Annotated in this window: 10 protein-coding genes; 5 read left to right on the top strand and 5 right to left on the bottom strand. The window is 48.3% G+C overall.

Annotated features, from left to right (window positions below; genetic code table 11):
* Window positions 1-2 precede the first annotated feature (2 nt).
* Window positions 3-731, top strand: a complete 729-nt coding sequence (locus QZT80_RS10705) for a response regulator (protein WP_295121561.1) — start codon at window positions 3-5, stop codon at window positions 729-731.
* A gap of 43 nt (window positions 732-774) precedes the next feature.
* Here the strand turns inward: QZT80_RS10705 and QZT80_RS10710 are convergent, their stop codons facing one another.
* Window positions 775-1,530, bottom strand: coding sequence for a geranylgeranylglyceryl/heptaprenylglyceryl phosphate synthase (locus QZT80_RS10710; protein ID WP_295121563.1), 756 nt, complete (start codon window positions 1,528-1,530; stop codon window positions 775-777).
* A gap of 337 nt (window positions 1,531-1,867) precedes the next feature.
* Here QZT80_RS10710 and QZT80_RS10715 point away from each other — a divergent pair, with 337 nt between their 5' ends.
* From QZT80_RS10715 to QZT80_RS10725, 3 genes are all read left to right on the top strand, one after another.
* Window positions 1,868-5,197, top strand: coding sequence for a vitamin B12-dependent ribonucleotide reductase (locus tag QZT80_RS10715; RefSeq protein ID WP_295121565.1), 3,330 nt, complete (start codon window positions 1,868-1,870; stop codon window positions 5,195-5,197).
* 1,131 nt (window positions 5,198-6,328) lie between these two features.
* Complete coding sequence (locus QZT80_RS10720) at window positions 6,329-6,877, top strand: hypothetical protein (protein ID WP_295121567.1); 549 nt, start codon at window positions 6,329-6,331, stop codon at window positions 6,875-6,877.
* A gap of 18 nt (window positions 6,878-6,895) precedes the next feature.
* Window positions 6,896-7,387, top strand: a complete 492-nt coding sequence (locus QZT80_RS10725) for a YcxB family protein (protein WP_295121568.1) — start codon at window positions 6,896-6,898, stop codon at window positions 7,385-7,387.
* On the opposite strand, the gene QZT80_RS10730 is transcribed toward QZT80_RS10725, so the two are convergent.
* Together QZT80_RS10730 and prs are read right to left on the bottom strand one after the other, a co-directional pair.
* Window positions 7,388-7,834 (bottom strand): GNAT family N-acetyltransferase, encoded by a 447-nt coding sequence (locus tag QZT80_RS10730; RefSeq protein ID WP_295121569.1) that lies wholly within the window; start codon window positions 7,832-7,834, stop codon window positions 7,388-7,390.
* A gap of 9 nt (window positions 7,835-7,843) precedes the next feature.
* Window positions 7,844-8,770: a ribose-phosphate diphosphokinase gene (gene prs, locus QZT80_RS10735; protein WP_295121570.1), complete on the bottom strand. Its 927-nt coding sequence runs from the start codon at window positions 8,768-8,770 to the stop codon at window positions 7,844-7,846.
* A 102-nt stretch (window positions 8,771-8,872) separates the two neighbouring features.
* Between prs and QZT80_RS10740 the strand changes: the two genes are divergently transcribed.
* Window positions 8,873-9,637: a carboxypeptidase-like regulatory domain-containing protein gene (locus QZT80_RS10740; protein WP_295121572.1), complete on the top strand. Its 765-nt coding sequence runs from the start codon at window positions 8,873-8,875 to the stop codon at window positions 9,635-9,637.
* Between the two features lie 71 nt (window positions 9,638-9,708).
* On the opposite strand, the gene QZT80_RS10745 is transcribed toward QZT80_RS10740, so the two are convergent.
* Both QZT80_RS10745 and QZT80_RS10750 read right to left on the bottom strand, forming a co-directional pair.
* Window positions 9,709-11,034 carry a TolC family protein gene (locus QZT80_RS10745; protein ID WP_295121575.1) on the bottom strand — a complete coding sequence of 442 codons (1,326 nt, stop codon included), beginning with the start codon at window positions 11,032-11,034 and terminating at the stop codon, window positions 9,709-9,711.
* 44 nt (window positions 11,035-11,078) lie between these two features.
* A complete protein-coding gene (locus QZT80_RS10750) occupies window positions 11,079-14,213 on the bottom strand; it encodes an efflux RND transporter permease subunit (protein ID WP_295121577.1) in 3,135 nt (1,044 codons plus the stop codon).
* Window positions 14,214-14,218: the final 5 nt, after the last annotated feature.

Consider the following 14,218-nt stretch of genomic DNA (forward strand, 5'->3'; position numbering starts at 1 on the left):
GTATGAAAAAAGCATTGATTATTGATGATGAGCGCCTTGCCAGGAGCGAGTTAAAGAAACTGCTGGCAGACCATCCGGAAATCGTAGTGATTGGAGAGGCGGTAAATGCAAAAGATGGGATTGAGAAGATAGAAACTTTACGACCCGACCTCCTGTTCCTGGACATCCAAATGCCGGATAAAACAGGGTTCGACCTGTTGGCCGAGCTGGAACGTACGCCACAGGTGATTTTTACCACGGCCTACGATGAATATGCGCTGAAAGCGTTTGAGTATAACGCACTGGATTATTTGTTAAAACCGATAGAGCCAAAACGTTTGGCAGACGCTATTCATAAATTACATCAGCTCGAAGAAAAGGAGCGTTTGGCCGCAGCAGCCGGCCTGCGTAATATACTTTCAGAAAACGACCAGGTGTTTGTAAAAGATGGTGATCGCTGCTGGTTCGTTAAACTCCAGGAAATAAGGCTATTCGAAAGCGTTGGAAACTATGCCCGCGTTTATTTCGAAACTAACAAGCCTTTGATCCTGAAGTCGCTGAATGCACTGGAAGAACGCCTCGACGAGCGCGTATTTTTCAGGGCGAACCGCAAGCATATCGTAAACTTAAGAATGATCGAACGTATCGATACTTACTTTAACGGAGGCCTTTTGCTGGAAATGAGGGGTGGTGAGAAGATTGAGGTGAGCCGCAGGCAGGCAGTGAAGTTTAAGGAAATGATGAGCCTTTAGGCATAACGAAAAAGGGTTTGATGATCACCATCAAACCCTTTTTTTATATTCTTACCGGAGCGGTGTGTACCGCATCGGCCATTTCTTTTATGAGCGAAGTATCTTTCTCTATCGCATTACCTACCACTATAATATCGGCACCTGCCTTACAGTTCAGGTAAGCTTTTTCTGCATCCCTGATGCCACCGCCCACAATTACCGGCACTTCTACCTGGCTGCTCACCCGGTGTATCATACTTTCGGTGATGGGTTTGCGGGCACCGCTGCCTGCGTCCATATATATTACCTTAGAGCCGAGCATTTCGCCTGCCATAGCCGTAGCCATGGCGATATCGTCTTTATCTGCAGGGATCGGGTTGGTATTACTGATGTAAGAAACCGTAGTAGGGGCACCGCCGTCTATCACCATGTAACCGGTTGATATCACTTCCAGGCCGCTTTTCTTAACCGGAACAGCAGAAATAACATGCTGGCCGATAAGCAGTTCTGCATTTCGGCCGGATATCACTGAAAGGTATAATAAGGCGTCTGCATAACGGGAAACCTGGGACGGGCTGCCCGGAAACAGGATCACAGGAATATCACAGGTAGCTTTGATCTGCTGGATCACCTCATCGAGGTGATTGGTAATCACAAGGCTGCCTCCCAGAAAAATGTAATCCACCTTAGCGGCCGTACATTTAGCGGTCAGATCTGCAATACCGGCAGGCGTAACCTTGTCGGGATCAATCAGAACCGCAAATGATTTCGTTCCTTTTGCCTTTTTTTCGATGAATGAACTGTATATTTTTTTTGACATCAAAATTGCATTGTTCCGGTTGTCGCAAATGTATAAATTTTTTGCTAATAAGCTAGTGGCTGAAACAAATATGCTTATAAGTAATTTATGATGCTATAATTCCTTGCAGATGAGATATTTGCGATCACGGCGTTTAAACACTTCCTGTAATATAGTCAGCAACTGCTATGCCATCCTTAATTACTTCATTAACAAATGCTTAAGCACCATTGTTCACAATGCACATGCTGTGGATAATAAATATGGGAATAGGGCTTGCATTAGGTTATTTTAGTAATCCCTTCTACGAACGAATATTTTTCTATTTGCTAATCAACTTCCAAAAACTCCCAGAGGCATGATAAATCCAGATCAAAGAAAAACCGGGCTTGCTTTTTCCAGGCATTTCACCAAACGTGGCGTTAGTCCATTTGAACAGTTCGAATACGACCTGCGTACGTCTATCATCCGCAATCCGGGCGGTGATGTAGTGTTTGAAATGAACAATGTTGAGGTGCCGCGTGGATGGTCGCAGATAGCGACCGATATCCTGGCACAGAAGTATTTCCGTAAAGCCGGCGTGCCCCAGCCGGATGGTAGTATGGGCAGGGAGACCTCTGTAAAGCAGGTGGTGCATCGTATGGCCAATTGCTGGAGAATGTGGGGTGAAAGGGCGGGTTACTTCGCCTCGGCCGAAGATGCTGATATATTTTACGAAGAACTGTCCTATTGTATGCTTAACCAGGCATGCGTACCTAATTCACCCCAGTGGTTTAATACGGGCCTGCACGAAAGCTATGGCATCACGGGTAAACCGCAGGGCCATTACTTCGTGAACCCAGCCACCGGTCAGCTCGAGAAATCTACTTCCGCTTACGAACGCCCGCAGCCGCACGCCTGTTTTATACTCAGCGTGAGCGACGACCTGGTGAACGATGGTGGTATTATGGACCTGTGGGTACGCGAATCGCGCATCTTTAAATATGGATCTGGTGTGGGTACCAACTTTTCACAGATACGCGGGGAGAACGAGAAACTCAGCGGCGGCGGTACATCCAGCGGACTAATGAGCTTTTTGAAGATAGGCGACCGTGCAGCAGGTGCTATTAAGTCGGGCGGCACTACCCGCAGGGCCGCTAAAATGGTGTGCCTCGACCTCGATCATCCTGAAATTGAGAGTTTTGTGAACTGGAAGGTGGAAGAAGAGAAGAAAGTAGCCGCTCTCATTGCCGCCGGTTACTCTTCCGACTACGAAGGCGAAGCCTACCGTACGGTGTCGGGTCAGAACTCCAATAACTCTGTACGTATCCCCAACAGCTTTTTCCACCAGTTAAAAGAGGATGGCAACTGGGACCTGATCAACCGAACTAACGGTAAAACCTATAAATCAATAAAGGCCCGCAGCCTTTGGGACCAGATTGCGTATGCCGCCTGGCGTTGTGCAGACCCCGGTACCCAGTACGATACCACTATTAATGAATGGCATACCTGTCCGCAGGGCGGCCGTATTAACGCCTCCAACCCCTGTTCGGAATACATGTTCCTGGACAACACCGCCTGTAACCTGGCATCTGTGAACCTGCGCCGTTTCTTTAACGAAAGCGACAATAGCTTCGATGTAGAGGGTTTTGAATATACGGTAAGGTTGTGGACGGTAGTGCTGGAAGTATCGGTGTTGATGGCGCAATTCCCATCTAAAGAGGTAGCGCAGCTGAGTTATGAATATAGGACCTTAGGGCTGGGTTATGCTAACCTCGGCTCTATGCTTATGGTAAGCGGTATTGCCTACGATAGCGAAGAGGCCCGAGGTATTGCCGGGGCTATCACCGCTATCATGACCGGCGTATCATATAAAACCTCTGCTGAAATGGCAGCCCACCTGGGCGCTTTCCCTAAGTACGAGGAAAATAAAGCAGACATGTTAAGGGTGATGCGTAACCACCGCGCGGCAGCCTATGACGCCACGGAGGCTTACGAGGGACTGGAACTCAAGCCGCAGGGCATCAACGCCCGCTTTTGTCCCGACTACCTGTTGAAGGCTGCCACCAAAGCCTGGGACGACGCCGTGCAGATGGGCGAAAAGCACGGCTACCGCAATGCACAGTCCACCGTTATTGCCCCTACCGGTACCATAGGCCTGGTAATGGACTGCGATACCACGGGCGTGGAACCAGATTTTGCCCTGGTTAAGTTTAAGAAACTTTCCGGCGGCGGTTACTTCAAGATCATCAACCAGAGCATCCCCAGCGCACTTCGCAACCTCGGCTACCGCGAAAACGAGGTGAAAGCGATCGTTGATTATGCGAAAGGCAGTGGTTCCTTTGACGGTGCGCCATATATAAACAGCCAAACCCTCAGTGAAAAAGGCTTTATTGCCTCGGAGCTGAAGAAGCTGGATACGGCGGTAGTTTCCTCGTTCGACATTGCCTTTGTATTTAATGTATATACCCTGGGCGAAGAGTGCCTGCAAAGGCTGGGCTTTACCCCCGAGCAGTACTTTAATATGGAGTTTAGCCTGCTGCACGAACTTGGGTTCAACGATGAGCAGATTGATGCCGCCAATGATTATGTATGCGGCACCATGACCGTAGAAGGTGCCCCGTACCTGAAAGATGCACACCTGTCCGTATTTGACTGCGCGAATAAATGTGGTAAAAAAGGCGAGCGGTTTATACACCCTCACGGACACATTCGTATGATGGCGGCAGCACAACCCTTTATTTCGGGCGCTATTTCCAAAACCATTAACCTGCCTAATGAGGCCAATGTGGAAGAAATTGCCGACAGCTATATGTTAAGCTGGGAACTGGGTCTTAAAGCCTGTGCCCTGTACCGCGATGGATCTAAACTGAGCCAGCCGCTGAGCAACAAGACCGAAAAGAAGAAAAAGACCGAAATCGCAGAAGAAGCCGGGGAGGCAGCCGCGCTCAGCCAGATCGTAGATCTCGACGGCCTGACGGTAGACGAGCTGCTGGAGGAAGTGAACAAACGTGTGCAGGCCAGCCCGGATACGAAGTTGAAGCGTGCCCTCAGCCGCATCATCGAACGTAAGACCCTGCCTGCCAAACGCCGGGGCTTTACCCAAAAGGCAAAAGTAGGCGGTCAGGCGGTGTTCCTGCGTACCGGTGAATATAACGACGGTACCCTGGGTGAGATATTTATAGACCTCGCCAAGGAAGGCTCTACATTGCGCAGCCTGATGAACTGTTTTGCCATATCCGTGTCGGTAGGCCTGCAGTACGGCGTGCCGCTGGAGGAGTTCGTGGATAAGTTCGTATTTACCAGGTTTGAGCCGGCCGGTATGGTCGATCATCCAAACATCCGTTCGGCCACCTCGCTGATCGATTATATATTCAGGGCGCTGGGGTACGAATACCTGGGCCGTACCGACCTTGTACACATCCTGGATGCTCCCGGCAATACCGGCGAGGAAGAGTGGGACGATCCAATAGTGAAACCCGAGTTGTCGAACGTGCGTATAATCGGGGTGGGCCATAATGCGGGTAACCCGCCTGCACAAAAGGCCAAACAGGCTGTATCGGCCGCTACAGGTGAAAGCAACACACAAGATTATTTGCGCAGCATGCAAAGTGACGCTCCGGCCTGTAACACCTGCGGGCACATTACGGTACGCTCCGGCACCTGCTATAAATGCCTGAATTGCGGTAACAGCATGGGTTGTAGCTGATTTCGGATATCGTTTTAAGGTAAATGTACCGGGTACGTTTCCTAACGAATTATTAACAAAAGGATGAGTATCCGAAGGTTTTGCAAAACGCCGGAACCGCCTGTGTACGTAGCTTTCAAGTAAAGCATACTTTGTTAATGATTTGTTATTCGTTATCAAAAATTTCAAATAAAGTTAACATGAATGTACCTTTGATATTAAATAGGGTTTTCATAGGATAGTAACAAATTGAGGGCGCTTTTCTAAGTGCCCTTTTCTTTTTCCCTCAACTCCCGATCCGGCTCCTGTAAAGGGTTTACAAAGAAGAGCCCAACTCACTACCCAAACATTCCTTCTTTTTACAAAAATCACTTTCGAACTTAATGCTCAGTTAGTCTTATATATTAACATCGTTTACGATGCCTCCGTTTGTTAATTTCCCGCGTATTTTGGCATAATGGATGTAAAAAGGAACTCATCCTCAGAAAATGTTTCCCTCTTTCCACAGTCACATTATTCAATTTATTTATATTATATCTAAAAAGCGACCTCTTATTTAGATGATCGTCATTTATAAGCCTTTTATTTAATGTTTGGCTATTTCAGTCATACACGTATTACATTTATCCAAATATCAATATATTTGCCATGTATTAATTTTTATATGGTTACTGTCCTATGAAAAACCAAAAATATTCCTACACCGCGTGAATCTTCATGCACCGTAAAATGACTCTCGAAAGCAATGGTTCGCCCATTGCTTTTGTTTTTTATGCAGGTACTAACAAGGAAGATAGATACGACATGGATATAACCTCGACGGCACCTGAGCGGCAGATGAGCGGACGGTGAGCGGACGGTGAGACGGTTTTAGGGCCGGCGGGTGTGATTGCGACACTTTTTGGAATGATCGCTAAATATACATCCTTTACCGCCCCATAAAGTTGTTGCCGCTGAAGTGAGTGACCCCAACGGCGGCTGAACGGAATTAGAAAAGCTTGTCCCATGATTTATAATATATAAGCAAACACTACGTTAAATAGCGTGCGGACGAAATGGTTGAAGGGGGCAAATTATTTGGACTGGCTGCTCCTCAAAATGTGGAAAACTTGTTTTTATTTACTATTTTTAAGGCACAAAAGTATTACCCATATGAAAAAGCTGTTGTTATTGCTGTCAATCGCTACGGTTACAGCCGCATCAGCGTCAGCCGAAAGCTATCGCACTGCTGTTGTACCGGGCCCGGGCGACGGGGTCGCCAATAATGGCGATAAAGGGAACAACAATGAAAAGGGCGGTCCTACGGCTACGGCTGCAGCGACTACGACGAGCACAGCTTCGAAGACGGTGAAATCGAACCGTTTCGAGGACTTCATCTGGTCGATGCCGCACGAGGTGGTGAAGGTAGACGATACCGATATGGAAAAGGCGGTGGTAGGGCTGTACAAATGGTACCTGCAGAACGAAACAAAGATCAATAGCAGCCAGGCTAGTACAGGCGCTCAGTTCCAGAGCATGGCGGCACCTTTTAAGATAGATCCTAAGGCATTACAACAATACTTCCAGTTCATTAAAAAGAACTTTCCCGGTCTTAGCGAAGAAGCACTGGGCGACAAACAATCTTCTGTTCAGAAGAAACTCGCACCCGTTACCGTTTGCGACGACGTAGAGGCACCAATGCCTATTAATACATCAAAATAAACCATGTGACACACGCAAATGCACATACAGTTCAGGTACAACAGGCACGACGTTATTAATGCATTGCGTTTTCATTTCTTGAGAAGAGGCGAGATAAAAGTGTTCCGAAACACGTTTGCCATTCTTCTGTTAGCCACTCTTGCAGGATATGTGTTTAACCTTGTAAATATTGCCGCACTCATGGGCATAGTAGCCATGATATTGGTAATAGGCTGCGCATTCTGGTTCCTGCTGCCAATTTCTGTGTACAATAAATCGCAAACATTTAAGGAATCGATCCGCCTGGGTTATAACGAGCGGGAAATGACCATTGGTACACAGGTAGGCGACCGGCCGCTGAACTGGAGCAGTTTCTCACAGATCGTGGAAACACCTACGTTCTTTTTTCTTTACCGCGACACGAAATCGTTTTTCCTGATACCGGTTAGTGCCTTCGAAACTGAAGATGCCGCGCATAACTTCAGGGAATTGCTGAAAGCCAAGTTTTCCAGTTACGATGTGAGCCGGTAGTTATAACTGTTTACTCATTTCATAGTGAGGGATGTTCACCTCCACAAACTCATCGCCATCAATCGTGTAACCCTGCCGTTCGTAGAAGCCTACCGCTTCTTTACGTGCATGCATCATTAAACGGGTATACGATTTCGTTTTGGCCTGCTGTTCCGCAAACTCCAGCACACTATTACCAATACCCTGGCCCTGGTACGACTTCTCCACCGCCATTTGCCGCAGTTGCAGGGTGTTAGTGTTCACCGGAGTGAGTATACAGCAACCGATAATGATTTCCCCCTTCCCTTTTTCACGTGTGAAGCAGCCGATAAGCGTATCATTAATTTCCTGTTGCAGATACTCTTCGGAAAAGGTAAGCCCGAGCGGCCTGCGTAGTATGGCGTCGCGCAGGGATACCATCAACTGGTAGTCGCCACTCCCGTATTCTATGATGCGTAACGAAAACATATACTAAAATTACTGATGAATTGCCTCGAAATAGTCCACGATCAATTTATTAACAGAACGGACAGTTAACATCGGGTCTTTGATTTGCAACGCATTAGGATGCGTGTCGGTACAAACTACCCGGCTGATAAGGCCGCTGTTTTTTATCTTATCAAATCCCTTGCCTGCAAAAATACCATGTGTGGTGATCACGGCAATTTCTTTTGCACCCGCCTGCAGGTACGATTCGGCCGCATGCAGTAAAGAGCCGCCGGTACGGATCATATCGTCATAAATAATCACCAGTTTATCCTTCACATTGGCGCTGATGGCAGTAATGTGCGTTTCCTCGCCAGATATTCTTTTCTTAAACACAAAGGCCGGCATTACGTGCAGGTCGTTAGCCAGCGACTCTACCCACTTGGCGCGGCCTGCATCGGTACTGGCCAATACAAAGTCCTGGCCATTGGCTATTTCCAGGGCCGCCTCTTTTACAAAGTCTTTACCATACAGGTGTACCGGCCTTATTTTGCTCTCGAAGTAATAAGAAATACCATCGGCATGCAGGTCGATCATGATCACCTTATTACCCGTGGAAGTGGCTGGCAGTGAGGAAAAGAGGATGGCGCGGTTTTTGGCTTTTACGATTTCACCGTATTTAACAGCACGCTCCATCGTGGAGTAACCGAAGTAAGGGATGACCATGTTGAGCGACAAAGCCCCGAGCTGCACGCAGCCATTGGCCAGGTCGAACAGTTCCAGCGTTTCGCCATCATCGATAGTGCCGCCTATAATGATCACTTCCTTACCGCTAACGTTGCTGGTTATACGGTGATAGTGTTCCCCGTCCGGGAAGTCCGTAATGTCCATCTGACCGTTTTCCCAGTTGGTGACCGCCAGGATATTTTCTTTCAGATAGGCGTAGCGTTGTGTTGAAAAGATTATTTTTTGAGGCATATGTAAAAGTATAAAACTCCAGCAAAAATGTGCCTAACCAGTTGACAGATGGAAACTTTTAACTTTTCATTTGCCTATGGAAACCTAAATTTGGAAGATTGTATGAAGCATTTTCTGATCAGATATATCACAGCACCGTTATTGTTGTTAGTCCTGGCTATGCAGCAATCTACCGCCCAGGTTAGGATTTCGGGCATGGTAGAAGATGCTGACTCTCACCAGGGCCTGGCGTCGGTGAGCATTTGGGCAGTAAAGGGCAAGTACGGCGCTATCAGTAATGAAACCGGCCGCTTCTTCATACAGGCCGATCCCGGCGATACGCTGGAGTTCACCATGGTGGGGTATATTAAATACGATCTCATTGTACCGGCTATTTCCGCTACCCTCAATATTTCCCTTAAAAGGCAGATGTTCAACCTGGGCGGTGTTGCCGTTCGGGGTCGTAATTACCAACGCGACTCCGCAGCTACCAGGGCCGAATACGATAAATACTTCAACTATAAAAAGCCAACGGCGGGCGACTTTTTCCGTACGTTACCTGCTAACCCCGTTACGGCGCTCACTTACCTGATACCTAATAAAACGCGTAAACGTAAAGAGGCTTTCCGTGGTCAGCTTGAATATTGGGAGAAGGAGAATTATGTAGATCACCGCTATTCGCCCGAACTGGTAAACCGCATGACGAAGTTAGATGGGAATGAGCTGGACAGTTTTATGCTGAGATACCGGCCCAGCTACCAGTTTCTGGAAGAAAGCACGGAGTACGACCTGTTGCTGTTCATCAAAAAGTCATTTGAAAAGTACCAGCAGGATAAAAAGAGCTTTATGAAGAAAGAAGATTTGCCCGATACAACGGCATCAAAATAAGTAATTGCCATAATGAAAAAACGTCCCAGGCCATGGCCGGGACGTTTTTATTTTATAGGAGTTCCGTTTATTTATCTGAGTAAATCGCCGCGTAAGCGAAGCAGCTCTGTTTCGGCCAGCTTGGTGTTATATCGGGCCTGTATAAGCCGGTTGTAAGATTCTTCCAGGCTCTGCTGCGCTTCCTTCAGTTCCAGAGTGGTCGATACACCCTGGCGGAAACGTTCGAGCGCTACCACCACATTCTCTTTAGCCAGGCCGAGGTTTTCCTCTTCCAGTTCCAGGGCTAGTTTGAAGTATTCATAGTCTTTAAAAGCATTGTTCAGCGACAGGTTTACCTGCGAGCGGCGGTTGTCCAGCGACAGTTGCTGGTAAGCAACATCGAGTTTTGCTGCCTTTATTTCGCGTTGTTTATTAAAGCCGTTGAAGATGGGCACCGTGGCAGAGAAGCCATAGTTGAGGCCACGGTTCTGGTTAAAGATCGTGCTGAACTGGTTGGTAGCAGCGTTGGCGCGTGTACGGTTAAAGTTATAGGCAGAGTTAAAAGATATCACCGGGAACAGTTCGGCCTTACGTTCTTTAAGCGCCAGTTCCGATATCAGGATGTTCTGCTCAGCCACTTTAATATCCGCGTTGATTGTATCGATGCCCTCGCGCATAGTGCCATATGCCAGCGAAAGATTAACGGGGATGCTGTCGGTAACATCATATCCAACGCTCGCTGTTTCCACGCCCATCAACTGGTTAAGTGAGGCCTTAGCCTGTACAATGAGTGTTTGCTGGCGCAGGTGCGCGGCCTTCTGTGCATTGAAGTCCACCTTTGCCTGCAGCCAGTCTGTTTTCGGGGCCAGCCCCGTTTGGAACTTGGCATCGGATAGTTTCACCCTTTCGTCCGAAATAGACATTTGTTCAGAGAGTGCGCGCAGTTGTTGCTTCTGCTGCGATATGTTATAGTAACCGTTAATAACCGCCGCCATTGTGTTCACGATCTGCGTTTTTACCGACAGTTCGCCGAGTACTTTAATGCCTTCTACGCGTTGGCGGGTAGCGAACATTTTTAGACCATCGAACAACGTCCAGTTAAGGTTGATGGCTGCGTTCAGGTTCTGGTTTTTAATGCCGGCGGTATCGCGTTTATTACCATTGGCCAACTCCTGTTTGATGGCGCTGGTGGTCCAGGCTTTTGCGGCCGTGGCGTTCAGCGTAGGAAAGAAGGCGAAGTTCCGGTACGCATAATCGTTCGCTGCTACCTCTGCATCGTTTTTAGCCAGCCTGATGTCGTAATTGCTTTTCAGCGCCAGGTCTATGGCCTGTTCCAGCGTTAACACCTGTTGTGCTTTTACGCTGGTAAGGCAGCAAAGCAGGAGTGTAACGGTAAAGGAGATTTTAATCAGCTTCATGTTTATATATATGCCGGCGAACAAGCCGCCGGTCTTTTGTTCATTTATGCGTGAGCAATGGCGGCTTCTGCTTCCGATTCCTCTTTTTCTTCAGCTATTGCATCTTCGAACTCCGAGTTCTTTTTCCTGCGCGACATCATTGCGTACATGGCCGGAATTACATACAGCGTAAGCACCAGCGAGAACATAATACCACCTACAATTACGATACCGAGCGGAATACGGCTGGTAGCCGCCGCGCCTAACGACATGGCGATCGGTAATGCACCAAGTGCCATCGCGAGGCTGGTCATCAGGATGGGGCGTAAACGCATAGAAGCACCTTCCACGGCAGCATTATCTTTCTTCAACCCCTCATCCCTTTTATGGTTCGCGAACTCCACGATCAGGATACCATTTTTAGTTACAAGGCCTATCAGCATGATCACCCCGATTTGTGAGAAGATGTTCCATGTTTGCCCGAATATAGTGAGCGAGAGGAAGGCGCCCGCAAAGGCCAGCGGCACCGTAAGCATGATAATCAGCGGATCGATCCAGCTTTCGAACTGGGCGGCCAGTACAAGGTAAATGAGTACCAATGCCAGTCCCAGCGCGAACATGGTATTAGAACCACTTTCTGCATAGTCGCGCGAAGAGCCGGAGAGGGCGGTGTTAAATGTATCGTCTATCACCTTTTCCTTTTGCAGCTTGTTATAGATGTTATACATTTCGGCAATACCGTCGCCGATGGTTTTACCCGGAGCTACGTTCGCGGAAATAGTAGCCGATTTGTAACGGTTGTAATGGTAAATAACCGGCGGACTGGTTTCTTCCGTAATACTTACCAGGTTATCCAGCTGTATGGCTTCGCCGGCGGCGTTACGTACATAAATATTCTGCAGGTCGTTAGGATCGTCGCGGTCGTTGCGGAACACCTGGCCCATTACCTGGTACTGTTTACCATTGCGGACGAAGAAGCCGTAACGCTGGTTACTTAACGCCAGTTGCAGGGTTTGGGAGATATCAGCTACGGATACGCCCAGCTCCGTCGCCTTTTCACGATTAATATGAATACGCAGTTCCGGTTTGTTGAACTTAAGGTCTACGTCCACACCCTGGAAAACCGGGTTGTTATTCGCTTCTTCCACAAAGCGCGGAATAACCGTGGCCAGTTTTTCAAAGTTGATATTCTGTAGTACGAACGCAACCGGCAGTCCCTGGCGGCGGCCAACCTGTATCGTTTGCTGCTCGATGGCGAACACTTTACCCTGTGGTAACTGGTACATGTTACGGTTCACCATGTTCACAATTTCCTTCTGCGAACGCGTACGGTCTTTCGGATCGGTGAGGCGTACGTTGGCAAAGGCCGAGTTTACAGAACCTGCGCCAGAGAAGCCTGGTGCGGTAACGGTGAGTACAATTTCTTTTTCAGGAATGGAATCAATCATGAACTGCGAGAGCTGGTCTACATAGTTCTGCATATAATCGTACGAAGTACCTTCAGGCGCGGTAACCGACAGGCGGAATGTGCTGCGGTCTTCCATAGGCGCCAGCTCCGATTGCAGGTTGCGGAAGAGGAAGTACATCATACCCAGGCAGCCTACAATAATAACGATGCCCACCCATTTCACCTTCATGAATTTCTCCAGTGAAGATTTATAACCATCCTCCATCCAGCGGAAGAACGGTTCTGTTTTAAGATAGAACTTAGAGTGTGTATGTGTTTTGCGCGCCATCTTCACGTTCAGTACCGGTGTAAGCGTAAGTGATACGAAGGCCGATATCAATACCGCACCGGCCACCACGATCCCGAACTCCCGGAACAGTTGCCCTACGAAACCCTGTAAGAAGATGATGGGTAAGAACACGAATGCGAGTGTAATGGAGGTTGCGATTACGGCGAAGAAAATCTCTTCCGATCCTTCTTTGGCGGCACGCATACGTGGCAGTCCGGCTTCGATCTTTTTATAGATGTTTTCCGTTACCACAATACCATCATCCACCACCAGCCCAATGGCCAGTACAATTGCCAGCAGGGTAAGAATGTTGATGGTAAAGCCCAGCACGTACATAATAAAGAACGCACCGATCAGCGACACCGGGATATCCGCCAGCGGACGGATAGCCATTAGCCAGTCGCGGAAGAACAGGTATATAATAATTACCACCAGCACCAGCGATATCACCAGCGTTTCCTCCACTTCCTCGATAGAGCGTTTAATGAACACCGTATTATCGAGAGCGATATTCACCTTAAAATCCTCCGGCAGTTCCGATTTAAGATCGCCGAAACGTTTGTAGAACTCATCCGCAATAGCCACGTAGTTAGAACCGGGCTGCGGAATAAGTGCCAGTGCGATCATCGGGATGCCCGATTCTTTCAGCATTGTTTCTTCATTCTCGGGCCCCAGTACCGCCGAACCAACATCACGTAACCGGATTTCACTACCATTTACATTTTTGATGATCAGTTCATTGAATTCATCTTCCGTATCGAGGCGGCCGAAGGTACGTACCGTTAATTCCGTAGCATTGCCCGCTATCTTTCCCGAAGGCAGTTCCACGTTCTCGCGCAGCAGTGCCTGTTGCACATCGCCGGGGGTGAGGCTGAAGGAAGATAATTTGGCAGGGTCCATCCATATGCGCATGGCATATTTCTTTTCGCCCCATATCTGGATGGTAGATACGCCGGGGATCGTTTGCAGTTTTTCGAGCAGTACGTTGGTGGCGTACTCCGTAATTTCCAACTGGTTGCGGGTGCTGCTTTGCACTGTCATCGACAGGATGGCGTCTGAGTTGGCATCCGCTTTACTTACTACGGGCGGGGCATCCAGGTCGTCGGGCAGCGAGCGTTGTGCCTGCGAAACTTTATCGCGCACATCGTTGGTAGCCGCTTCCAGGTCTTCACCGAGTTCAAATTCCACCGTAATATTACTGCTGCCCTGGCTGCTGAGGGAAGATATATTCTTAATACCCGCAACACCGTTAATCGCCTTTTCCAGCGGTTCAGTGATCTGCGTTTCAATAATGTCTGAGTTGGCGCCCGGGTACGAGGTACGTACGTTCACCACCGGCGGATCGATAGCCGGGAAGTCGCGTATACCCAGGAAGGTAAAGCCCACCACGCCGAAGATGATAATAATGATATTCATTACTATCGCAAAAACCGGTCGCTGGAGGGATATGGAAGGTAAACTCATGGTAA

It is taken from the genome of uncultured Chitinophaga sp. (assembly GCF_902168175.1).
In the GTDB taxonomy this organism is placed as follows: Bacteria; Bacteroidota; Bacteroidia; order Chitinophagales; family Chitinophagaceae; genus Chitinophaga.